Here is a 22,314-nt window from a genome sequence, read left to right as displayed (position 1 = left end):
TTTTGTATACAAACCAACGCTGTTTCGTGTGCCGTGGCAACCTGTCGGTGCCAACCTAAAACTTCGGGGGAATATTCTATACACAACGACAAGGGATGTCGTTAGTCTGCGGGAATTTATCCGAGAAATAATTCACGCTGCCGCCGTAATGACGACAACGTGAACGATTATCGGTGATTAGTGAATGCCACCAATACGGCTTAAACGCACACCGGTCGGCCATTCACCTTCTTGCTTATCGAAACTCATCCAGATAGCGGTCGCTTTACCAACCAGATTCGCTTCCGGTACAAATCCCCAGTAACGGCTGTCCGCGCTGTTATCACGGTTATCACCCATCATGAAGTAGTGTCCCGGCGGAACGATCCATGTTGCCAACGGCTGACCAGGTTGACGGTAATACATCCCCACCTGATCCTGCGCAATCGGCACGGTCAGAATGCGGTGCGTAACCTCACCCAGCGTTTCTTTACGCTCAGAAAGGCGAATACCGTTCTCTTTCGTTTCGTTCAGCGGAACTTCAAAGAAGCCGCTGGTCGCTTCACCGCCGTTACGACGAGCAAAGGTCTGTACAAAATCACTTGGCTGAACATCAGAGTACGTTACCGGCAGCGCGTTTTCACACGCCTGACCGGAACGGCATCCAGGCTGAATAGTCACCTCTTTCGCCACTGGATCGTACGTTACTTTGTCTCCCGGTAAACCGACAGCACGTTTAATGTAGTCCAGACGCGGATCTTCCGGGTATTTAAACACCACGATATCACCGCGTTTCGGATGACCGGTTTCGATCAACGTTTTCTGGTAAATCGGATCTTTAATCCCGTAGGCGAATTTCTCCACCAGGATAAAGTCACCGATAAGCAGCGTCGGCATCATCGAACCTGACGGGATCTGGAATGGTTCATAGATAAATGAACGCACCACCAGCACAATCGCCAGTACCGGGAAAACGGACGCCCCGGTTTCCAGCCAGCCTGGCTTAGGTGCCACTTTTTTCAGCGTAGCTTTATCCAGTGAATCACCTGCAGCAGCTTGCGCTGCTGCCTGACGCTCCCGGCGCTTTGGCGCGAAGATGAATTTATCTACGCACCATAAAATGCCCGTCACCAGTGTGGCAATCACCAGAATCAGGGCAAACATGTTCGCCATGCCAACTCCTTAAGATTATTTGCTGTCTTTACCGACATGCAGAATGGCGAGGAACGCTTCCTGCGGCAGTTCGACGTTACCGATCTGCTTCATGCGCTTTTTACCCTCTTTCTGTTTTTGCAGCAGCTTTTTCTTACGGCTGATATCGCCACCGTAGCATTTCGCCAGAACGTTTTTACGCAGCTGCTTAACCGTTGAACGCGCGATGATGTGCGTACCAATGGCCGCCTGGATCGCGATATCAAACTGCTGGCGAGGGATCAGATCTTTCATCTTCTCAACCAGTTCACGGCCACGGCTCTGGGAGTTGTCGCGGTGGGTAATCAGCGCCAGCGCATCGACACGTTCGTTGTTGATAAGGACATCAACACGCACCATGTCAGACGCCTGGAAGCGTTTGAAGTTATAGTCCAGCGACGCGTAGCCGCGAGAGGTCGACTTCAGACGGTCGAAGAAATCGAGTACGACTTCCGCCATTGGAATCTCATACGTCAGCGCCACCTGGTTACCGTGGTAAACCATGTTGGTCTGGACGCCACGCTTCTCGATACACAGGGTGATGACGTTGCCAAGGTAAGCCTGCGGCAGCAGCATGTGACACTCAGCGATCGGCTCACGCAGTTCGTAGATGTTGTTCAGCGGCGGCAGCTTGGACGGGCTATCGACGTAGATAGTCTCTTTTGCCGTGGTTTCGACTTCGTAGACTACGGTCGGCGCGGTGGTGATCAGATCCAGATCGTATTCACGCTCCAGACGTTCCTGAATGATCTCCATGTGCAGCAGACCAAGGAAGCCACAACGGAAGCCGAAGCCCAGCGCGGTAGAGCTTTCCGGTTCGTAGAACAGGGAGGCGTCGTTCAGGCTCAGTTTGCCAAGCGCGTCACGGAAGTTTTCATAGTCGTCAGAGCTCACCGGGAACAGACCGGCGTAAACCTGCGGCTTCACTTTTTTAAAGCCTGGCAGCGGTTTGTCTGCCGGGTTACGCGCCTGCGTCAGGGTATCGCCAACCGGTGCGCCGAGGATGTCTTTAATCGCACAAACCAACCAACCTACCTCGCCGCATTTCAGCTCGGTACGGTCAACCTGTTTTGGCGTGAAGATGCCCAGACGGTCAGCGTTATAGACCTGACCGGTGCTCATTACTTTAATTTTGTCGCCTTTACGCATGGTGCCGTTTTTAATACGCACCAGTGACACCACGCCAAGGTAGTTATCGAACCAGGAGTCGATGATCAGCGCCTGCAATGGGCCTTCCGGATCGCCTTCCGGCGGCGGAATGTCGCGTACCAGACGTTCAAGAACGTCAGTGACGCCAACGCCGGTTTTCGCCGAGCAGCGAACGGCATCTGTCGCATCGATACCGACGATATCTTCGATCTCTTCCGCTACGCGTTCAGGATCGGCGGCTGGCAGGTCAATTTTATTCAGTACCGGTACTACTTCCAGATCCATTTCCATGGCGGTATAGCAGTTAGCCAGGGTCTGCGCTTCTACGCCCTGTCCGGCATCAACAACCAGCAATGCGCCTTCACAGGCAGCAAGCGAGCGGGAAACTTCATACGAGAAGTCAACGTGGCCCGGGGTGTCGATAAAGTTAAGCTGATAGGTTTCACCATCAGATGCTTTGAAATCGAGCGTCACGCTCTGCGCTTTGATAGTAATACCGCGCTCACGCTCAAGATCCATCGAGTCGAGAACCTGCGCTTCCATTTCACGGTCAGACAGGCCACCGCAGATCTGGATAATACGGTCAGACAGCGTCGATTTACCGTGGTCGATGTGAGCTATGATTGAAAAGTTACGTATGTTCTTCATATAGTGTAATTATTGTGCCTTACGCCCGCCGGAGCAGACTCTGAGAAGTCGCTGATCTGAGCTTAACGTCTGTTTAAGTGAAACGCCGCATTCTACACTACAACGCTGAGGCGAGGAAACGTTCATAGAGCAAGGATAGCGGGAACTGGAAACAACCTTGCAAAGTCGGTGAAACTTTTGCCGGATGGCGGCATAAACGCCTTATCCGGCCTACGCCTGCATCTGAGCACGCTGTAGACCTGATAAGCGCAACGCCATCAGGCAAAAATATCACTGCTGGGTTTCGACGCGAATAAGATCGGGTGGGAGAGCAACGTTCAGAATGACCGGCTGCCAGGCTTCGCGCTCAGCAAGCTTACGAGAGTATCCACGAGCAATCAGGAATCCGCCCACGCCCCCCAGCACTGCGCCGCTTAATGCCGCAAGATCGGAACCAAACAGCACCTGGAACAGCGCCGCGAAAAGAAACAGTCCCGCCAACGGAGACATGTAGACCAGCATCGCCGAACCCAGCAGGCTACCTTCGGCAATGCCCAGTTCAACTTTTTGACCAGGGGTCAAGGGTTCGTCGCAGGGCACCACGATAGTGTGTGTGGTCTGTGGTCCCAGTTTGTTCAGTACGCGGCTCCCGCATCCGGCCCGGGAAGCACAGCTGCTACATGATGCTTTAACATCACAACTGACCGTCGCCAGACCATTTTGCCAGGAGACGACCGTCGCCCACTCTTTAATCATTGTGCTGCCCTGAACTTGATATTGTCCGCGATACGCTTCGCCGTTTGTGGTGGAAGCTCGCCCACAATCGTAATTTCCGCGTTATCACGCACGCTGGTGCTGACCGTTCTGCGGCCAGTACGCAGCAGTTGATCGGCGCTGTTCTGCGTCGCACGGTTTACGTTCACGGAGAAACTAAACAGGCCATCAGAATAAAGGCGTGATTCAATCGGCATGTTATCCATCGTCGGCAGCGGACGTCGACTGCTTGAGACCTCACTGAAACCTTGTGGCAACCACGACGGACTCCAGTTGAAGTTGGTTTTCTCGCCTGCAGGAACCGACAGCAACGGTGGTAAATTCGCTTTTGCTAACGTCTGCATGCTGTCGCTAACACCGTTATTCACGGTAAAGGAGATCACACGGAACTGTTCCAGCGTTTCGCCATCACGATCGAGGAGATCGACACGCATTGGCAGTTTGGTCTCCGTGTCCATCCAAACGATATAGCTGTAACGGGTGCCGTCACGCGCCACAACGCGGATCACTTCACAGAGCCGATCGGCAATACGGGTGCGGCCTACTGAGATAAAATCATAGTAGGGAGCAAGGCGTTTGAAATCGGTGTAAATCAGGGATGGCAGAGAGTCAACGATATAATCGCCGTTCAGCGTGAACGGTTCGAGACCAGGCTCAAAATAGCTAATTTCGTTGCCGCGTTGCACAACTTCCCGGCGCGGTCCATCCATTTGTAATAGTTGCGCGAGTGGACGGTTATCCTGGCGGGCATGACGATAACGTAGGGATTCAACACCCTGCTTATTAATGCTGACAAATGACAGCTCATAGGTTAGCGACTGGCTGGCCAGATTCATCTGCTGCAACAAAGCCCCGGACGCAGGATTGGCCGAGGCGTTTACAGAGAAGAACAGGCTACCAGCCACAAGTGACATGGCAAACCAAAGTTGCTTCATTACTGCGATTGCGTTCCTAAAGTTTGAATTCCTGGCACCTGCACAGCGGCTTGCTGTGTTTGGGCCTGCTCAAACTGAAGCTGTTCAGAGTGCAGTCGACGTTGCAATTCGTAATCCTGCAACATGGCATTAATACGACGACGCTGCTCCTGTACCTGCTGTTGTTGACCGCCGCTGGCCGTCGCGTCAGAAGGTACACCCAGGCTTACCGGACTGGCTTTGCCCATCATCGGTAATGTATTAAATACCGGTGTTTCGGGCTGCTGGGACGTTTCAGATTGTCCATTATAGTGCTGGACGCCAACGATAACTGCAAGTGATACGCACGCGGCCACACCCATTTGGGTAAGCTGCGCGGCCCACGGACGCATTTTCTTCCAGAATGGCATTTTCTGCCACTGGTGCGGTGCTGGCTGGGCCTCAGGAATCAATGGCGCCGTCTGACGTACTGGCTCATCCTGGATGGCGGCCATTACGCGGGCGGAAATATCGAAATGGAGAACGTCGGCGGTATCACCTCGCATGGAATCGCGAATCAGGTGATAACTCTCCCAGGTTTTTTGCATTTCCGGGTCGTGAGTTAGCTCTTTGAGTAACTCAGTATCCAGCGTTTCGCCATCCATTAAAGCGGAAAGTTTCTCTTTCTGCATGCCTAATACCTTTTCCAGTATCCCGCTATCGTCAACGCCTGATAAGCGGTTGAACTTTATTATCAATAGCTTCCCTCGCTCGGAAGATACGTGAACGCACCGTACCTACCGGACAATCCATGATAGCGGCTATCTCTTCATAGCTCAGGCCATCCAGCTCCCGCAAGGTTATTGCCATGCGTAAATCTTCCGGGAGGGACTCAATAGTTCGGAAAACTATCTGTCTCAGTTCTTCTGACAACATTAAGTTCTCAGGGTTCGAAATTTCTTTCAGTGCTCCGCCACTTTCGTAATTTTCTGCTTCAATCGCATCTATATCACTGGAAGGTGGACGACGCCCCTGAGCGACCAGGTAATTCTTCGCTGTATTGACTGCAATACGATACAGCCAGGTATAAAAAGCACTATCTCCCCGGAACGAGTCCAGCGCACGATAGGCTTTGATAAATGCTTCTTGTACTACATCGGGTACATCACCCGACGGTACATAGCGAGAAACCAGACTCGCCACCTTATGCTGATAGCGCACTACCAGTAGGTTAAAGGCTTTCTGATCTCCCTTCTGGACCCGTTCTACCAGGACCTGGTCCGTTAACTGCTCGCTCATCCGAGGTAAAGTCTCCCCAAACCAAATTTCCACGCGCTTTCGAAACGCCACTCCATCAGCTTCACTATGAGCAAGCAAATGCTTAGAGTGCTCAAGTTTCGTAAAGTTCCGTTACGCATTGTTTTTTGTTTGTCATGTTGTAGACAGGTCTTATCTCTCATTATAAGTCTACATAACCCGATCAACGCACTATCTGTACAGAAATGCCCATTTCACCGCTTGCAGAGTAACCCAACGGGCACTTTATTTCATCACATAATCTGATGCTAACGGCCTGCTTCACAAAATATTTTTGCCTATTTCGCCCTCATCATGCTTTTCCTTCATGTTTAGTCATTGCAACACATTTAAAAATAAAACGTGCAGTATCGCGCAATGTGATGCTATGGTGACCAAACACTGTTTAGTAAATTAAACAAACATCATGAATACGACTCCTGAATTATCCTGTGACGTGCTGATCATTGGCAGCGGGGCTGCCGGACTCTCACTGGCGCTGCGCCTGGCTGAAAAACATCAGGTTATTGTCCTGAGCAAAGGGCCGGTCAGCGAAGGCTCGACATTTTATGCCCAGGGGGGTATTGCCGCGGTTTTCGATGAAACCGACAGTATCGACTCCCACGTTGAAGATACGCTGATTGCCGGGGCCGGGCTGTGCGATCGCCATGCGGTTGAATTTGTCGCCAGCAATGCTCGCACCTGCGTTCAATGGCTTATCGATCAGGGCGTCTTATTCGATACACAGGTTCAGCCTAACGGCGAAGAGAGCTATCACCTGACCCGTGAAGGCGGTCACAGCCATCGACGCATCCTGCACGCTGCGGATGCTACCGGCAAAGAAGTCGAAACCACCCTCGTCAGCCAGGCACAAAATCACCCCAATATCCGGGTTCTTGAGCGTAGCAACGCCGTCGACCTGATTGTCTCCGATAAAATAGGTCTGCCGGGAACGCGTCGGGTTGTCGGCGCATGGATCTGGAATCGTAATAAAGAAGCCGTCGAAACCTGCCATGCGAAGTCGGTAGTGTTGGCCACCGGCGGCGCGTCAAAGGTGTATCAATACACCACCAATCCGGATATTTCCTCGGGTGACGGGATTGCAATGGCCTGGCGCGCGGGATGCCGCGTCGCCAACCTGGAGTTTAACCAGTTTCACCCGACTGCGCTGTATCATCCGCAGGCACGCAATTTTCTGCTGACCGAAGCGCTGCGCGGCGAAGGCGCGCACCTGAAGCGCCCGGACGGTTCACGCTTTATGCCCGATTTTGACGAACGTGGCGAACTGGCTCCCCGCGATATTGTCGCCCGCGCCATTGATCATGAAATGAAGCGCCTTGGTGCAGATTGCATGTTCCTCGATATCAGCCATAAGCCGGAAGAATTTGTTCGTCAGCATTTCCCGATGATTTATGAAAAGTTGCTGGGATTGGGCATTGATTTAACCAAAGAGCCGGTTCCCATCGTGCCTGCCGCGCACTATACCTGCGGCGGTGTGATGGTGGATGACTTTGGCCGTACCGATGTCGACGGGCTGTATGCGATCGGCGAGGTGAGTTACACCGGCCTGCATGGTGCCAACCGGATGGCATCGAACTCATTGCTGGAGTGTCTGGTTTATGGCTGGTCCGCGGCTGAAGATATCGACAGGCGCATGCCTTATGCTCGCGGCGTTAGCACGCTCCCGGGCTGGGATGAAAGCCGGGTAGAAAATCCGGATGAGTTGGTTGTTATCCAGCATAACTGGCATGAGCTGCGGCTGTTTATGTGGGATTACGTCGGTATTGTGCGTACGACCAAGCGCCTGGAGCGCGCTCTGCGCCGTATCACCATGCTGCAACAGGAAATCGACGAGTATTACGCCCATTTCCGCGTGTCGAACAATTTGCTGGAACTGCGTAACCTGGTGCAGGTTGCCGAGTTGATTGTCCGCTGCGCAATGATGCGCAAAGAGAGTCGGGGCCTGCACTACACGCTGGATTACCCAGAGCAGCTTCCAGAAGCCGGCCCGTCCATTCTCTCGCCGCTAAGTCATCACATAAACAGGTAAAACGCCTGGGTCAGCGCCGTATAACCTTCAGAGTAACGTTGGTCTGGCCCACGAATCACCAGCCTGTCGCTAAAGCACTCCCCGGCCTGCGGGGAAAATGCCAGCAATACCCGATGCGGTAGTCGGGCTTCCGTTTCTGCTACATCCGTACGTAATCGCAGATGCCAGCCCATACTTAATGCCTGCTGGGTAAACGCGTTCCCAATCTGTTCCGGCAGCACGACACAAAAAAAACCTTCCTCCGTAATGCTGTCCGCCGCCAGCGTAAGCAACGCCTGGTGATCGAGCGTGGTGGTATAGCGCGCCTGCTCGCGCTGCGGCGTAGCACATTCCACGCCCTGTTCATAATAGGGAGGGTTGCTGATTATCAAATCAAAACGCACGGTCTGACGCGGTATCCACTGCTGTGCATCTTCTGTATGAACACTCACGCGATGCATCCACGGAGATTGCGCGATGTTCTCCTGCGCCTGCTGCGCGGCATCGACATCAAGCTCCACGGCGTCAATGATGACGTTTTCATCAGTGCGCTGGGCCAACATCAGCGCCAACAGGCCACTCCCGGTACCAATATCCAGGATCCGCTTTACGCCCACAACGGGGGCCCAGGCCCCCAATAAAATGCCGTCTGTTCCAACTTTCATTGCACAGCGATCGTGTGCCACAAAAAACTGCTTAAAAGTAAATCCATTACGTCTCAGTACGGATGTAGACTGGGGCATGAAGAACAACCTTCCTGGAAAAAAAACGATAACATAGGATAAAAACAATACCTGAGAAGGTATATCCATACAAACAGATGAAGATTGCAGCCGTAACGTCTATAATCAGCGCCCCACTCAGAGGTAGAACATGACTGTAACGACTTTTTCCGAACTTGAACTCGATGAAAGCCTTCTGGATGCCCTCCATGAAAAAGGTTTCACTCGCCCGACCGCCATTCAGGCTGCCGCCATTCCGCCTGCGCTCGATGGCCGTGATGTACTCGGTTCTGCGCCGACAGGCACCGGTAAAACGGCGGCATATTTGCTGCCAGCGTTGCAGCACCTGCTCGACTTCCCGCGCAAGAAATCTGGTCCGCCGCGCATTTTAATCCTGACGCCAACGCGCGAACTGGCGATGCAGGTTGCCGAACACGCTCGTGAACTGGCGAAGAATACGCATCTGGATATCGCTACGATTACCGGCGGCGTGGCTTACATGAACCACATGGAAGTCTTTAGCGAAAACCAGGACATCGTGGTCGCCACCACGGGTCGTCTGCTGCAATACATTAAAGAAGAAAACTTCGACTGCCATGCGGTTGAAACGCTAATTCTCGATGAAGCAGACCGTATGCTGGACATGGGCTTTGCCCAGGACATCGAGCATATCGCCGGTGAAACACGCTGGCGTAAGCAAACCATGCTGTTTTCCGCCACGCTGGAAGGCGATGCGATTAAAGATTTTGCCGAGCGTCTGTTGGAAGACCCGGTCGAAGTCTCAGCGGATCCGTCCACCCGTGAACGCAAGAAGATCCATCAGTTTTACTACCGTGCCGATGACATCGAGCACAAAACTGCCATGCTGATCCACCTGTTAAAACAGCCGGAAGCGACTCGCTCGATTGTCTTCGTACGCAAACGTGAGCGTGTGCACGAACTGGCAGGCTGGCTGCGCCAGGCGGGCATTAATAACTGCTATCTCGAAGGCGAGATGGTGCAGAACAAACGTAACGAAGCGATCAAACGCCTGACCGATGGTCGTGTGAACGTGCTGGTAGCAACCGACGTTGCCGCTCGCGGGATCGATATTCCTGACGTCAGCCACGTGTTTAACTTCGACATGCCGCGCAGTGGCGATGCCTACCTACACCGTATTGGCCGTACCGGTCGTGCTGGCCGTAAAGGCACTGCGATCTCTTTGGTTGAAGCGCACGACCACCTGCTGCTCGGCAAAGCGAGCCGCTATATTGACGAACCGCTGAAAGCTCGCGTCATTGACGAACTGCGTCCAACCACGCGCGCGCCAAGTGAGAAATCTAACGGTAAGCCATCCAAGAAAGTGCTGGCGAAGCGCGCTGAGAAAAAGGCGAAAGAGAAAGAGAAGCCGCGGGTGAAAAAACGTCACCGCGACGCCAAAAATATCGGCAAACGTCGTAAGCCGAGCGGCGCTGCTACCCAGCAGTCCGACAAAGAGTAAACCGAATGCCGGGCCATTTAGCCCGGCATTTTTTCACGTGATGCAAAACTCTCTTCTATGCACTCAAGAAACACCCGCATCGCCGGGCTAACGACTTTTCCGGCATGATAACCACACAATGCCGTAATTAACTCAGGTTGTTCACTGAACGGTAATTCAATCAACTCCCCTGAACGTAACTCCTTCTCGACGGCAAAATGCGGCAAAAAGCTGATCCCAAGATTTGCCGATACGCACTGCTTAATACTTTCAATGCTCCATAACTCAATGGTATTTTCCAGCGTAATCTGTCGTTTACGCAGTAGCCCCTCGAAGCGTTGTCTGAAAATACATTGCGGCTCATTAATGATAAAACTGCAGGGAATGTGCTGGTTATGCTGAGTAAAATCAACGTGCTGAAGCAGTGGCGAAGCAACTAATGCCAGTGACTGATCGCCAAGCGGCATCAACTCCAGGGCATCGTCATTACCCACCCGATAAAAGACCCCCAGATCAACATCATCACTGAGCAATGCATCGCGAATGACATAACAATTCAGCGACTGTAAAGACAGCCGCACATGGGGCGCACGTTGTTTAAATCGCTGTAAAACCTGCGGCATTTTATACGCCAGCAGCGTTTCACCTGTTGCGACACGTAGATCGCCGCTCGGCTGCGCATCCTGATGTGCCGACTGTCGAATCGATGCCATCACGCGCGTCAGGTCATGGATATGCGGCATCAGCCGTTTTCCCTCACTGGTGAGACACATCCGGCGACCAATTTTTTCAAACAACTGCACCGAAAGCTCTTGCTCAAGCTGTTGAATATGAAAGGTAACCGTTGATTGCGTACAGCACAGTTTTTGTGATGCCCGCAGAAATGAACCCTCTTCCACCACCGTTTTTAGCGTAATAAACCGACGTAAATCCATCCGCACCAACCCATCGAAAATATCGAACTCAGAATGCAAAAACATTCATTTTTTTTAATGTTTTGCCTCGGGTACTGTCTACCAAAACAGAGGAGATAACAAGTGACCCCCACGCTTTTAAGTGCATTCTGGACCTATACATTGATTACCGCGCTAACCCCCGGACCAAACAACATCCTTGCGCTCAGCGCCGCGACGTCACACGGTTTTCGTCAGAGTACACGCGTACTGGCCGGAATGAGTCTGGGCTTTTTAATCGTCATGATGATGTGCGCCGGGATTTCATTTTCACTGGCGGTCATGGAGCCAGCCATCATCCATTGGCTTAGTTGGGCTGGGGCCGCTTATATCCTGTGGCTGGCGCTGAAGATCGCCACCAGCCCGACCTCGAACGATAGATTGCAGTCAGAGCCGATTAGCTTCTGGGCAAGTTTTGGCTTGCAGTTTGTTAACGTGAAAATCATTTTGTACGGCATTACCGCGTTATCCACGTTCGTATTACCGTACACTCAGGACGCCCACTGGCTGATTGGGGTGAGTATTCTGTTAGCGCTGATCGGCACCTTCGGGAATGCCTGCTGGGCGCTGGCGGGCCATCTTTTTCAGCGCGTTTTTTGCCGTTACGGTCGACAGTTGAATATCATTCTGGCGCTGCTGTTGGTGTATTGCGCGGTGAGGATCTTTTACTAACAGATGCAAAAAAGCGGAAGACGCACTGGCATCTTCCGCTTTTTGATTCTCTACTAAACGGGGTTATTCCCCGTGAGCCTTACAGGCTCTCAGTAAAGGTACGAGCAATAACGTCGCGCTGCTGTTCTGGGGTCAGAGAGTTGAAACGCACTGCATAACCAGAAACACGGATGGTCAGCTGCGGATATTTTTCCGGATGCTTAACTGCATCTTCCAGCGTTTCGCGACGCAGAACGTTCACGTTCAGGTGCTGACCACCTTCCACGCGGACTTCCGGCTGTACGTCTACCGGTACTTCACGGTATTCGATTTCGCCCAGTTTGCTGACTGCAACGACTTCATCAGCATTGAAACCTGCTTTCGCAACGATGCAGCGTGCTTCGCCTTTTTCGCTGTCCAGCAGCCAGAAAGAGTTCAGCAGGTCGTCGTTTGCAGCTTTAGTAATCTGGATACCTGTAATCATTTGATGCCTCCCCGGCAAAATTATTTGATCTCGGTTGGCCGTCATCCGGCCAATTGGTAAAACCATTGTTGCTTGAGTGTATATATACCCCTCACACACCCTTGAATCTTTGATTTAAATCAACAAAAACCACACATGGAAAGTGGTGATAGGTGGATTTTATTGTTTTACATCAACTTACGCCATGTGCGCAGCTAAACTTTTTACATAAATTTTCAACTATCTTTAAGGGGTAGACCATTGAGTAACGTACAGAATTTTGCGACGTCGAAAGAAGCAGTTAAGCTAGGGGGATTGAAAATTCGCAGGAGAGCGAGATGGCCACCGAATTAACCTGGCACGATGTGCTGGCTGAAGAGAAACAGCAGCCTTATTTTGTTAACACACTGCATACTGTTGCCGGCGAGCGTCAATCGGGAATGACAATTTATCCGCCGCAAAAAGATGTGTTTAACGCTTTTCGCTTTACCGAGCTTGGTGACGTGAAAGTCGTCATCCTGGGTCAGGATCCTTACCACGGTCCAGGCCAGGCACACGGTCTCGCGTTCTCTGTTCGCCCCGGCATTGCCACTCCACCCTCGTTGCTGAACATGTACAAAGAGCTGGAGGCAACGATTCCAGGTTTCACGCGCCCAACGCACGGATATCTGGAAAGCTGGGCACGCCAGGGGGTACTGTTACTTAACACCGTACTCACCGTCCGCGCCGGCCAGGCACATTCTCACGCCAGCCTTGGGTGGGAAACATTTACCGATAAAGTCATCAGTCTGATTAACCAACATCGGGAAGACGTGGTTTTCCTGCTCTGGGGTTCTCACGCACAGAAGAAAGGCGCGATTATTGATACGCAGCGTCACCATGTGTTGAAAGCGCCCCACCCATCACCGCTCTCTGCGCATCGCGGTTTCTTTGGCTGCAATCACTTTGTACTGGCGAATGAATGGCTGGAACAACGAGGTGAAAAGCCAATTGACTGGATGCCGGTATTACCCGCAGAAAGCGAGTAAAAAAATGCCAGCGATTCGCTGGCATTTTTATTATCAGGCTTTGTTCTGACGCCACCACTCCGCGAGCAGCACGCCTGTTGCCACAGAAACGTTGAGCGTTTCTACCTTGCCAGTGCCGTCAATTGCAACGCACAGATCGTCGGCTGAGCATGCTGCTTCTGGCAGAGCTTCACGCTCACGCCCTAATACCAGCACCATTTTTTCCGGCAGCGTGGTAGTAAACAGCGGTTTGCCTTTCGCGCTTGAGGTCATCACAACCGTGTAACCCGCCTGGCGGAAGTCGTCCAGCACATCAACAATGCTGTCGCCGGTAATCGGCTGAACGTGCTCAGCTCCGCCTTCAGCGGTACGGATGGCCGCACCTGATTCCAGCAGCGCCGCATCCTGAACCACTACGCCTTTCACACCGAAGTGCGCGCAGCTACGCATCATGCCGCCCAGGTTATGCGGGTTAGCGATATCTTCCAGTGCCAGCACGCAATCCTGCGCCCCTGCCTGACCGACCCACTGCTTAACGGTAGTACCGTTACGTTTTTTGATCAGGAAACAGACGCCACCATGGTGTTCAGTGCCAGAGGCTTTCGCCAGCTCGGCTTCGTCAACCACGTGATAGGCTTTGCGGTTTGCCGCCATCCAGCGTAATGCTTCTTTAAAGCGCGGGGTTACGCTCTGGACAAACCAGGCGCGGACGATGGCGTCCGGACGACTCTGGAACAGAGCCTGACAGGCATTCTCACCGTAAACGCGGGTTTCTTCCGCACGCTGACGGCGTAATACTTCAGGATCGATAAAGCTCTTACCGCTAATACCGCCGTGATCGGCTTTATCCGCTGCGTCATCATTCGGTGCGCGGGACACGGTACGCCACGGTGAATCTTCACGTCTGCGGTCACGTTCTACATCGCGGTCACGACCACGTTCACGACCGCGTTCGCTGTTCGGACCCTTTCGGTCATCACGGGCAGGGCGACGACCGCCTTCGGCTCGGGAAGTACCGGGGCGACCGCCGCCTTTGCCAGTACGTGGATTTTGGGTGCGTTTATCCGAGTCATCGTCACTGCGGACGTACATCACTTTGACCTTGCCGTTTTTGTTCTTCAGTTCGTCGCTCATGTTTTTCTCCACCTGCTCTGCGCGAAGCGCGCAGATTACCCGATGTGCACGTCGTTAGCCATTATTTCATTTAAAAGCTAAGGACTATTGTACTCATTGAATAAAACGCATTGTTGTTTAGAACAGACTCCCCGATAATATGTAACATAATAGAAACATACTGGCGTTCCTGCCGTGAAGTCCACTCCACTCATCCAGAGGTTAGTTATGAATACCGTTTGTACCAGCTGCCAGGCTATCAACCGCATCCCCGACGATCGTGTCCAGGAAGCGGCTAAATGCGGACGCTGTGGTCACGACCTGTTTGATGGGGAGGTGATCAATGCGACCGGTGAGACACTGGATAAACTGTTAAAAGACGATCTCCCGGTGGTCGTTGACTTTTGGGCCCCCTGGTGTGGTCCATGTCGTAACTTCGCCCCGATTTTTGAAGATGTCGCGGAAGAGCGTAGCGGTAAAGTGCGTTTTGTTAAAGTGAATACGGAAGCCGAGCGTGAACTCAGCGCCCGTTTCGGTATCCGCAGTATTCCGACCATTATGATTTTCAAAAAAGGGGAAATTGTCGACATGCTTAACGGCGCTGTACCAAAAGCCCCATTTGATAGCTGGCTTAACGAATCATTATAATCTCTACGGGGCGCATCTTGTGCCCCGTTTTCACCTCTGCGACAATAGCGTTTTTCAACGTGTTTCCCCATGACCGATAACGCTGTTCTTCAGTTACGCGCAGAGCGCCTCGCGCGCGCCACGCGTCCTTTCCTTGCCCGAGGTAATCGCGTTCGCCGCTGTCAGCGCTGCCTGCTGCCGCAGAAACTCTGCTTGTGCGCAACGCTGGCACCCTCTGAGGCAAAAAGTCGCTTTTGTCTGGTGATGTTTGATACCGAGCCGATGAAGCCCAGCAACACGGGGCGTTTGATTGCTGATATTCTGCCCGATACCACGGCTTTTCAGTGGTCACGCACCGAGCCGCCGCAGGCGCTGCTGGAACTGGTGAAAAATCCGGATTACCAGCCGATGGTTGTATTCCCGGCCTCCTATGCGGGTGAAGAGCGTGAAGTGATTTTCACGCCACCAGCCGGTAAGCCACCATTGTTTATCATGCTCGACGGTACCTGGCCTGAGGCGCGTAAAATGTTCCGCAAAAGCCCGTACCTCGATAACCTACCGGTGATCTCCGTTGATTTATCACGCCTTTCTGCTTACCACCTGCGTGGCGTTCACGCTGAAGGGCAATATTGCACTGCTGAAGTGGCCATCGCCTTGTTGGATCTGGCGGGAGATACGCAAGCCGCAGAAGGGTTAAGCGATCATTTCACTCGCTTTAAAACCCGCTACCTGGCAGGAAAAACTCAACATCAGGGAAGCGTCACAGCAGATTCATCAGAAAACGTTTAAAATCATTCGGTCACTGGTGTCATTAAGGAAGCCGATATGAGTCAGCGTGGTCTGGAAGCACTACTGCGACCGAAATCCATTGCGGTGATTGGGGCGTCAATGAAGCCTAATCGCGCGGGTTACCTGATGATGCGTAACCTGCTTGCCGGCGGTTTCAATGGACCTGTTTTACCGGTGACGCCCGCATGGAAAGCGGTGCTGGGCGTACTGGCATGGCCCAATATCAACAGCCTGCCCTTTAGCCCGGATCTCGCCGTGTTGTGCACCAATGCCAGCCGTAACCTGGCGTTACTCGAAGCGCTTGGCGAGAAAGGCTGTAAAACCTGCATTATTCTCTCAGCTCCCGCGGCGCAGCACGCAGAGCTGCTGGCCTGCGCATCACGCTACAACATACGTTTGCTGGGCCCCAACAGCCTGGGACTTCTCGCGCCCTGGCAAGGGCTTAACGCCAGCTTTTCCCCCGTCCCGATTAAGCGCGGCAAGCTGGCTTTTATCTCTCAATCCGCTGCCGTATCCAACACCATACTCGACTGGGCACAGCAGAGAGAAATGGGCTTTTCTTACTTTATCGCGCTGGGTGATAGCCTGGATATCGACGTTGATGAGCTGCTGGATTACCTGGCGCGCGACAGCAAAACCAGCGCGATATTGCTGTATCTCGAGCATTTAAGTGATGCCCGACGCTTTGTTTCCGCCGCCCGCAGCGCCTCGCGCAATAAACCTATTTTGGTGATTAAGAGCGGTCGTAGTCCAGCGGCGCAGCGTTTACTGCATACCAGCGCCGGGATGGACCCTGCGTGGGATGCCGCTATTCAGCGTGCCGGTTTATTACGCGTGCAAGACACTCACGAGCTGTTTTCGGCGGTCGAAACCCTGAGCCACATGCGTCCACTACGTGGCGACAGGCTGATGATCATCAGCAATGGGGCCGCGCCTGCCGCACTGGCATTAGATGAACTGTGGTCAAAAAATGGCAAGTTGGCGACGTTGAGTGAAGACACCTGCCAGAAATTACGCGATGCATTGCCTGAACATGTTGATATCGCCAACCCGCTGGATCTGCGTGATGACGCCAGCAGCGAACACTACGTTAAGACGCTGGATATTTTGCTCGCCAGCCAGGATTTCGACGCGCTGATGGTGATTCATTCACCCAGCGCAGCCGCTCCCGGAACCGAAAGCGCACTGGCATTGATTGAAGCGGTAAAGCATCACCCCCGAGGAAAATTCGTCTCGTTGCTGACCAACTGGTGCGGAGAGTTTTCCTCTCAGGAAGCCCGCAGACTGTTTAGCGAAGCCGGACTGCCCACCTACCGCACGCCGGAAGGTACCATCACCGCATTTATGCATATGGTGGAGTATCGGCGAAACCAGAAGCAGCTACGAGAAACGCCTGCGCTGCCTGACAGCCTGACCTCCAACACCGCCGAAGCGCATAATCTGTTACAGCGTGCGATTGCTGAAGGAGCGACATCGCTTGATACCCATGAAGTGCAGCCGATTTTACAGGCTTATGGCTTACACACGCTGCCAACGTGGATCGCCAGCGACAGCGCGGAAGCCGTACACATCGCGGAGCAAATCGGCTACCCGGTGGCGCTCAAGCTGCGTTCTCCTGATATTCCGCATAAATCAGAAGTTCAGGGGGTGATGCTCTACCTGCGTACAGCCACTGAAGTGCAGCAGGCCGCCAATGCAATTTTCGATCGGGTAAAAATGGCCTGGCCGCAGGCACGCATTCACGGCTTATTAGTGCAAAGTATGGCGAATCGCGCCGGCGCTCAGGAGCTTCGCGTTGTCGTTGAACACGACCCGGTATTTGGCCCGTTGATTATGCTGGGTGAAGGTGGTGTTGAGTGGCGACCGGAAGAGCAAGCCGTGGTGGCATTGCCGCCATTGAACATGAATCTGGCGCGTTATCTGGTGATCCAGGGGATCAAAAATAAAAAGATCCGCGCGCGCAGCGCACTGCGCCCTTTGGATATCGCCGGGTTAAGCCAACTTCTGGTGCAGGTCTCCAACCTGATCGTCGATTGCCCGGAAATTCAGCGTCTGGATATTCATCCGCTGCTGGCCTCGGCCGGAGAATTTACCGCGCTGGACGTTACGCTGGATATTGCCCCTTTCACGGGAGATAACGAAAGCAGACTGGCTGTACGTCCCTACCCTCATCAGCTTGAAGAGTGGGTGGAGTTGAAGAACGGCGAGCGCTGTCTGTTCCGCCCCATTTTGCCGGAGGATGAACCTCATCTTCAGCAGTTCATTTCTCAGGTGACAAAAGAAGATCTTTATTATCGCTATTTCAGTGAGATCAACGAATTTACCCACGAAGATTTAGCCAATATGACGCAGATCGACTACGATCGGGAAATGGCCTTTGTTGCGGTGCGTTGTAAAGATAATCACGAAGAGATCCTCGGCGTAACGCGAGCAATCTCGGATCCTGATAACGTAGACGCTGAGTTTGCCGTACTGGTTCGTTCCGATCTCAAAGGGCTTGGACTGGGTCGCCGATTGATGGAAAAATTAATTGCCTATACTCGAGATCACGGACTTATACGTTTGAATGGTATTACGATGCCGAACAATCGTGGGATGGTCGCCCTGGCCCGAAAGCTCGGGTTTGTTGTTGACGTCCAGCTCGAAGAGGGAATTGTTGGGCTAACGCTTAATCTGGCCCAATGTGAGGAATCGTGAGTAAGGTACTGGAAATGTTGACCACATTAATGGGTACTGGTGGTATCATTGCCCGCTTATGTCGTCTGCATAGCACAGAGGACCCTTCAATGAACAGAGAAGAAATGCACTGTGATGTTGTCAAAATTTAAGCGTAATAAACATCAACAACACCTTGCCCAACTACCCAAGATTTCTCAGTCAGTTGATGATGTAGATTTCTTTTATGCTCCCGCTAATTTCAGGGAGACTCTGCTGGAAAAAATAGCCAGCGCGACGCAACGGATCTGCATTATTGCGCTGTACCTGGAACAGGATGACGGTGGTAAAGGCATACTTGACGCTCTCTATGCGGCAAAACGGCAGCGTCCTGAACTGGATGTCCGGGTGCTTGTCGACTGGCACCGAGCCCAGCGCGGTCGTATTGGTGCTGCGGCATCCAATACCAATGCTGACTGGTATTGCCGAATGGCGCAAGAAAACCCTGGTATCGATATTCCTGTCTATGGCGTTCCGATTAACACCCGCGAAGCGCTTGGCGTCCTGCATTTCAAAGGCTTTATCATTGATGACAGCGTCCTGTACAGCGGGGCCAGTCTGAACGATGTTTACCTGCATCAGCATGATAAATATCGCTATGACCGTTATCAGTTGATTCGCAACGCGCAAATGGCCGATATCATGTTCGATTGGGTGACGCAAAACCTGATGAACGGTCGCGGCGTTAACCGTCTTGATGATATGAACCGCCCTAAAAGCCCAGAAATTAAAAACGACATCCGCCTGTACCGTCAAGAACTGCGCGATGCGTCATTCCATTTTCAGGGTGATGCTGATAACGAACAGCTTTCGGTTACGCCTCTGGTGGGCCTTGGGAAATCCAGTCTGTTAAATAAGACCATTTTCCATCTTATGCCCTGCGCGGAGCACAAGCTTACAATCTGTACCCCTTATTTCAACCTTCCCGCCATACTGGTGCGCAATATCATTCAACTGCTGCGTGAAGGGAAAAAGGTTGAAATCATTGTCGGTGATAAAACCGCCAACGACTTTTTCATCCCGGAAGATGAGCCATTCAAGATCATCGGTGCGCTGCCTTATCTGTATGAAATAAATCTGCGCCGTTTCTTGAGCAGATTGCAGTATTACGTGAATACCGACCAGTTGGTCGTGCGCTTATGGAAAGATGATGACAATACCTATCATCTGAAAGGTATGTGGGTTGATGATAAATGGATGCTGCTCACCGGCAACAACCTTAACCCTCGTGCCTGGCGTCTGGATCTGGAAAACGCCATCCTTATCCACGATCCTAAGCAAGAGCTCACCCCTCAGCGCGATAAAGAGCTGGAGCTTATCCGTACGCATACTACCGTCGTTAAGCACTATCGCGACCTGCAAAGCATTGCTGACTATCCAGTCAAAGTGCGTAAGCTCATCCGTCGACTACGCCGTATTCGTATAGACAGATTAATTAGCCGTATTCTGTAATCAAGACCCCGTCCAGTGACGGGGTTTTTCATATGGAGGTAACGGTGCGCCTGTTCATTCTTACCAGTGTCCTTGCCATTTCGGGCTGCAGCCATATGGCTAACGACCAGTGGAGCGGACAAGACAAAGCTCAACACTTCATCGCCTCCGCCATGCTTGCCGCAGCCGGCAATGAATATGCCCAACATCAGGGCAACAGCCGCGATCGCAGTGCGGCTATCGGCCTGATGTTCTCAGTCAGCCTGGGTGCGTCAAAAGAGCTATGGGACAGCCGTCCCGCAGGGAGCGGCTGGAGCTGGAAGGACTTCGCCTGGGATGTTGCAGGCGCATCTACCGGCTATGCGGTCTGGCAACTGGCACATTACTAGAGGCGCAGACCTTTCCCTTTCCCATGCAGCATTAGCGATACTAAAAACGCAACTACTGCCAGCGCAGTGACGTACCAGAAGAATGTCGTTTCCATACCAACAGACTTCAGGGACAACGCGACATATTCGGCTGAACCGCCAAACAGCGCATTGGCCACCGCATAAGATAAGCCGACCCCAAGAGCGCGCACCTGCGCCGGGAACATTTCAGCCTTCAGAATACCGCTAATTGACGTATAGAAACTGACGATTAACAGAGCACACATCACCAGAGCAAACGCCATATACGGGGATGTTACGCTTTGCAATGCTGTCAGAATGGGAACGGTGAAAATCGCGGCCAACGCGCCAAAACACAGCATTGAAGTACGCCGGCCAATTTTGTCTGACAAGGCGCCGAACAGCGGTTGTACCAGCATGAACACACACAATGCCGCCGTCATAATCCCGCTGGCTACGTTGGCATGCATACCGGCTGTGTTAACCAGGTACTTCTGCATATAGGTTGTGAACGTATAAAAACACAATGATCCCGCGGCGGTAAAACCAAGCACCATGACAAAAGCTTTGCGATTACGCCACAGACCTTTCAGGGAACCCGCTTCTTTCAGCGCGCGAACATCCTGTTTCGAGGTTTCATCCAGTTGGCGACGCAACCATAGCGCAACAATAGCCAGCACGGCGCCCAACGCAAATGGAATACGCCAACCCCATTCTCTGAGCGCAGAGTCTTCTAACGTGTGCTGTAATATGACCACAACCAGTAATGCCAGTAACTGTCCGCCGATTAACGTTACGTACTGGAATGAAGCATAAAAACCTTTCTTACCTTCAACGGCGACTTCACTCATATAGGTCGCGCTGGTTCCGTATTCACCACCGACAGATAACCCCTGGAATAGCCTTGCCAGCAGTAATAGCGCAGGCGCCCAGGTACCGATAGTTTCATATCCCGGTAGACAAGCGATCACCAACGATCCCATGCACATCATACAAACGGACAGCAACATTGACTTTTTACGCCCGTGCTTATCCGCGATACGGCCAAACAGCCAGCCTCCAATTGGTCGCATCAAGAAGCCAGCGGCAAAAACGCCGGCGGTTTGTAAGAGTTGTGTGGTGGTATTTCCTGATGGAAAAAAGATATGAGCAAAATAAAGAGAGCAGAATGAATAGATATAGAAATCAAACCATTCGACCAGATTCCCTGATGATGCTCCGACAATCGCCCATATACGACGACGGGTATCGCCGTCTGCCAGCGCCCCGTTCTCAGTTACACTACTATCAGCCATTAGAATTGTACCCCTGCCAACGATCGCGTGAATTTATCAATGATGGTTGTGTGTTTTTTAGTGAATAGAATGTTATATAATTGTTATATCTTATTGTGCGGTAAAGATCACGATTTTAATTAGCAGAGAAAGGATTCAGATATGTTCTGAGGGAGAGATCCGTGTAGTAGATCGAGACAGTGTGCTTTTGTTGGTCGATTAAGGCTGTTACGCCGCATCCGGCAATGTACCGCCGCGTTGCCTGATGCGCTGCGCTTATCAGGCCTACAAAATACGTTCAGCCCAGCCCCTGTAGGCCGGATAAGGCGGTACGCCGCATCCGGCAATGTACCGCCGCGTTGCCTGATGCGCTGCGCTTATCAGGCCTACAAAATACGTTCAGCCCAGCCCCTGTAGGCCGGATAAGGCGGTACGCCGCATCCGGCAATGTACCGCCGTGTTGCCTGATGCGCTGCGCTTATCAGGTCTACAAAATACGTTCAGCCCGGCCCCTGCAGGCCGGATAAGGCGGCACGCTGCATCCGGCGGTTTTCATTCCGCACAGACGCAAAAAAGCCCATCCGTCAGGATGGGCTTCTTCACTAAATTAATGCCTGGCAGTTTATGGCGGCCGTCCTGCCCGCCACCCTCCGGGCCGTTGCTGCGCAACGTTCAAATCCGCTCCCGGCGGATTTGTCCTCCTCAGGAGAGCGCTCACCGACAGACAACAGATAAAACAAAAGGCCCAGTCTTTCGACTGAGCCTTTCGCTTTTATTTGATGC

At 52.5% G+C, this 22,314-nt stretch carries 21 protein-coding genes; 9 read left to right on the top strand and 12 right to left on the bottom strand.

Going from position 1 to position 22,314, the window contains the following annotated elements:
- Positions 1 to 177: 177 nt before the first annotated feature.
- From lepB to rseD, 7 genes are all read right to left on the bottom strand, one after another.
- Positions 178 to 1,152, bottom strand: coding sequence for a signal peptidase I (lepB, locus tag OGX90_RS06930; protein ID WP_003835329.1), 975 nt, complete (start codon positions 1,150 to 1,152; stop codon positions 178 to 180).
- A gap of 15 nt (positions 1,153 to 1,167) precedes the next feature.
- Entirely contained in the window at positions 1,168 to 2,967 is a 1,800-nt protein-coding gene (lepA, locus tag OGX90_RS06925; protein ID WP_003037577.1) for a translation elongation factor 4, read from the bottom strand.
- Positions 2,968 to 3,237: 270 nt separating this feature from the next.
- Entirely contained in the window at positions 3,238 to 3,702 is a 465-nt protein-coding gene (rseC, locus tag OGX90_RS06920) for a SoxR-reducing system protein RseC (RefSeq protein WP_003037576.1), read from the bottom strand.
- Positions 3,699 to 4,655, bottom strand: coding sequence for a sigma-E factor regulatory protein RseB (rseB, locus tag OGX90_RS06915; RefSeq protein WP_003835334.1), 957 nt, complete (start codon positions 4,653 to 4,655; stop codon positions 3,699 to 3,701). Before rseB ends, rseC begins: the two co-directional genes overlap by 4 nt.
- On the bottom strand, positions 4,655 to 5,305 hold the full coding sequence (gene rseA, locus OGX90_RS06910; RefSeq protein WP_008785497.1) for an anti-sigma-E factor RseA: 651 nt from the start codon (positions 5,303 to 5,305) through the stop codon (positions 4,655 to 4,657). Before rseA ends, rseB begins: the two co-directional genes overlap by 1 nt.
- Positions 5,306 to 5,336: 31 nt before the next feature.
- A complete protein-coding gene (rpoE, locus tag OGX90_RS06905) occupies positions 5,337 to 5,912 on the bottom strand; it encodes an RNA polymerase sigma factor RpoE (RefSeq protein WP_003037573.1) in 576 nt (191 codons plus the stop codon).
- Complete coding sequence (gene rseD / locus OGX90_RS06900; RefSeq protein WP_122973798.1) at positions 5,909 to 6,073, bottom strand: rpoE leader peptide RseD; 165 nt, start codon at positions 6,071 to 6,073, stop codon at positions 5,909 to 5,911. Before rseD ends, rpoE begins: the two co-directional genes overlap by 4 nt.
- 263 nt (positions 6,074 to 6,336) lie before the next feature.
- On the opposite strand from rseD, the gene nadB reads away from it, so the two are divergent.
- Positions 6,337 to 7,959 carry an L-aspartate oxidase gene (gene nadB / locus OGX90_RS06895; RefSeq protein ID WP_003037572.1) on the top strand — a complete coding sequence of 541 codons (1,623 nt, stop codon included), beginning with the start codon at positions 6,337 to 6,339 and terminating at the stop codon, positions 7,957 to 7,959.
- Here the strand turns inward: nadB and trmN are convergent.
- Complete coding sequence (trmN, locus tag OGX90_RS06890) at positions 7,944 to 8,681, bottom strand: tRNA(1)(Val) (adenine(37)-N(6))-methyltransferase TrmN (protein WP_186413091.1); 738 nt, start codon at positions 8,679 to 8,681, stop codon at positions 7,944 to 7,946. The genes nadB and trmN overlap by 16 nt on opposite strands.
- Positions 8,682 to 8,811: 130 nt before the next feature.
- Here trmN and srmB point away from each other — a divergent pair, with 130 nt between their 5' ends.
- The gene (srmB, locus tag OGX90_RS06885; protein WP_186413090.1) at positions 8,812 to 10,140 is read left to right on the top strand and encodes an ATP-dependent RNA helicase SrmB; all 1,329 of its coding nucleotides are present in this window, start codon (positions 8,812 to 8,814) and stop codon (positions 10,138 to 10,140) included.
- 17 nt (positions 10,141 to 10,157) lie between these two features.
- Here the strand turns inward: srmB and OGX90_RS06880 are convergent, their stop codons facing one another.
- Positions 10,158 to 11,054, bottom strand: coding sequence for a LysR family transcriptional regulator (locus tag OGX90_RS06880; RefSeq protein WP_100247265.1), 897 nt, complete (start codon positions 11,052 to 11,054; stop codon positions 10,158 to 10,160).
- A 102-nt stretch (positions 11,055 to 11,156) separates the two neighbouring features.
- Between OGX90_RS06880 and eamB the strand changes: the two genes are divergently transcribed.
- A complete protein-coding gene (gene eamB, locus OGX90_RS06875) occupies positions 11,157 to 11,744 on the top strand; it encodes a cysteine/O-acetylserine transporter (RefSeq protein WP_286623399.1) in 588 nt (195 codons plus the stop codon).
- Between the two features lie 79 nt (positions 11,745 to 11,823).
- On the opposite strand, the gene grcA is transcribed toward eamB, so the two are convergent.
- The gene (gene grcA, locus OGX90_RS06870) at positions 11,824 to 12,207 is read right to left on the bottom strand and encodes an autonomous glycyl radical cofactor GrcA (protein ID WP_003037563.1); all 384 of its coding nucleotides are present in this window, start codon (positions 12,205 to 12,207) and stop codon (positions 11,824 to 11,826) included.
- 317 nt (positions 12,208 to 12,524) lie between these two features.
- Here grcA and ung point away from each other — a divergent pair, with 317 nt between their 5' ends.
- Positions 12,525 to 13,214, top strand: coding sequence for a uracil-DNA glycosylase (ung, locus tag OGX90_RS06865; protein WP_060683405.1), 690 nt, complete (start codon positions 12,525 to 12,527; stop codon positions 13,212 to 13,214).
- Between the two features lie 33 nt (positions 13,215 to 13,247).
- Here the strand turns inward: ung and OGX90_RS06860 are convergent, their stop codons facing one another.
- The gene (locus OGX90_RS06860; protein WP_048234691.1) at positions 13,248 to 14,327 is read right to left on the bottom strand and encodes a tRNA/rRNA methyltransferase; all 1,080 of its coding nucleotides are present in this window, start codon (positions 14,325 to 14,327) and stop codon (positions 13,248 to 13,250) included.
- A gap of 207 nt (positions 14,328 to 14,534) precedes the next feature.
- On the opposite strand from OGX90_RS06860, the gene trxC reads away from it, so the two are divergent.
- The 5 genes from trxC (at position 14,535) to OGX90_RS06830 (ending at position 20,257) form a co-directional block, all read left to right on the top strand.
- Positions 14,535 to 14,954 (top strand): thioredoxin TrxC, encoded by a 420-nt coding sequence (trxC, locus tag OGX90_RS06855; RefSeq protein ID WP_008785506.1) that lies wholly within the window; start codon positions 14,535 to 14,537, stop codon positions 14,952 to 14,954.
- A 69-nt stretch (positions 14,955 to 15,023) separates the two neighbouring features.
- Positions 15,024 to 15,722, top strand: coding sequence for a tRNA-uridine aminocarboxypropyltransferase (gene tapT, locus OGX90_RS06850; protein ID WP_003835347.1), 699 nt, complete (start codon positions 15,024 to 15,026; stop codon positions 15,720 to 15,722).
- Between the two features lie 36 nt (positions 15,723 to 15,758).
- Positions 15,759 to 18,419, top strand: coding sequence for a bifunctional acetate--CoA ligase family protein/GNAT family N-acetyltransferase (locus OGX90_RS06845; RefSeq protein ID WP_032944266.1), 2,661 nt, complete (start codon positions 15,759 to 15,761; stop codon positions 18,417 to 18,419).
- A gap of 114 nt (positions 18,420 to 18,533) precedes the next feature.
- Positions 18,534 to 19,889: a CDP-diacylglycerol--serine O-phosphatidyltransferase gene (pssA, locus tag OGX90_RS06835; protein WP_234692717.1), complete on the top strand. Its 1,356-nt coding sequence runs from the start codon at positions 18,534 to 18,536 to the stop codon at positions 19,887 to 19,889.
- A gap of 32 nt (positions 19,890 to 19,921) precedes the next feature.
- Positions 19,922 to 20,257: a YfiM family lipoprotein gene (locus OGX90_RS06830; protein ID WP_008785509.1), complete on the top strand. Its 336-nt coding sequence runs from the start codon at positions 19,922 to 19,924 to the stop codon at positions 20,255 to 20,257.
- Here the strand turns inward: OGX90_RS06830 and OGX90_RS06825 are convergent.
- Positions 20,254 to 21,552 (bottom strand): MFS transporter, encoded by a 1,299-nt coding sequence (locus OGX90_RS06825; protein WP_008785510.1) that lies wholly within the window; start codon positions 21,550 to 21,552, stop codon positions 20,254 to 20,256. The two genes, OGX90_RS06830 and OGX90_RS06825, sit on opposite strands and share 4 nt — an antisense overlap.
- Positions 21,553 to 22,314 lie beyond the last annotated feature (762 nt).

Origin of the sequence: Citrobacter sp. Cpo012, from assembly GCF_030333015.1 — a bacterium.
GTDB classification, from domain to species: domain Bacteria; phylum Pseudomonadota; class Gammaproteobacteria; order Enterobacterales; family Enterobacteriaceae; genus Citrobacter; species Citrobacter portucalensis.
This window is presented reverse-complemented; position numbering and strand designations above follow the sequence as displayed.

Coding starts and splice junctions, on each gene's coding strand:
- rseD (WP_122973798.1), bottom strand. CDS start 6,073: ATGAGAGATAAGACCTGTCTACAACATGACAAACAAAAAACAATGCGT.
- lepA (WP_003037577.1), bottom strand. CDS start 2,967: ATGAAGAACATACGTAACTTTTCAATCATAGCTCACATCGACCACGGT.
- pssA (WP_234692717.1), top strand. CDS start 18,534: ATGTTGTCAAAATTTAAGCGTAATAAACATCAACAACACCTTGCCCAA.
- trmN (WP_186413091.1), bottom strand. CDS start 8,681: ATGCCCCAGTCTACATCCGTACTGAGACGTAATGGATTTACTTTTAAG.
- rseA (WP_008785497.1), bottom strand. CDS start 5,305: ATGCAGAAAGAGAAACTTTCCGCTTTAATGGATGGCGAAACGCTGGAT.
- ung (WP_060683405.1), top strand. CDS start 12,525: ATGGCCACCGAATTAACCTGGCACGATGTGCTGGCTGAAGAGAAACAG.
- rseC (WP_003037576.1), bottom strand. CDS start 3,702: ATGATTAAAGAGTGGGCGACGGTCGTCTCCTGGCAAAATGGTCTGGCG.
- srmB (WP_186413090.1), top strand. CDS start 8,812: ATGACTGTAACGACTTTTTCCGAACTTGAACTCGATGAAAGCCTTCTG.
- tapT (WP_003835347.1), top strand. CDS start 15,024: ATGACCGATAACGCTGTTCTTCAGTTACGCGCAGAGCGCCTCGCGCGC.
- OGX90_RS06830 (WP_008785509.1), top strand. CDS start 19,922: ATGGAGGTAACGGTGCGCCTGTTCATTCTTACCAGTGTCCTTGCCATT.
- OGX90_RS06860 (WP_048234691.1), bottom strand. CDS start 14,327: ATGAGCGACGAACTGAAGAACAAAAACGGCAAGGTCAAAGTGATGTAC.
- nadB (WP_003037572.1), top strand. CDS start 6,337: ATGAATACGACTCCTGAATTATCCTGTGACGTGCTGATCATTGGCAGC.
- rseB (WP_003835334.1), bottom strand. CDS start 4,655: ATGAAGCAACTTTGGTTTGCCATGTCACTTGTGGCTGGTAGCCTGTTC.
- OGX90_RS06845 (WP_032944266.1), top strand. CDS start 15,759: ATGAGTCAGCGTGGTCTGGAAGCACTACTGCGACCGAAATCCATTGCG.
- trxC (WP_008785506.1), top strand. CDS start 14,535: ATGAATACCGTTTGTACCAGCTGCCAGGCTATCAACCGCATCCCCGAC.
- grcA (WP_003037563.1), bottom strand. CDS start 12,207: ATGATTACAGGTATCCAGATTACTAAAGCTGCAAACGACGACCTGCTG.
- OGX90_RS06880 (WP_100247265.1), bottom strand. CDS start 11,054: ATGGATTTACGTCGGTTTATTACGCTAAAAACGGTGGTGGAAGAGGGT.
- rpoE (WP_003037573.1), bottom strand. CDS start 5,912: ATGAGCGAGCAGTTAACGGACCAGGTCCTGGTAGAACGGGTCCAGAAG.
- lepB (WP_003835329.1), bottom strand. CDS start 1,152: ATGGCGAACATGTTTGCCCTGATTCTGGTGATTGCCACACTGGTGACG.
- OGX90_RS06825 (WP_008785510.1), bottom strand. CDS start 21,552: ATGGCTGATAGTAGTGTAACTGAGAACGGGGCGCTGGCAGACGGCGAT.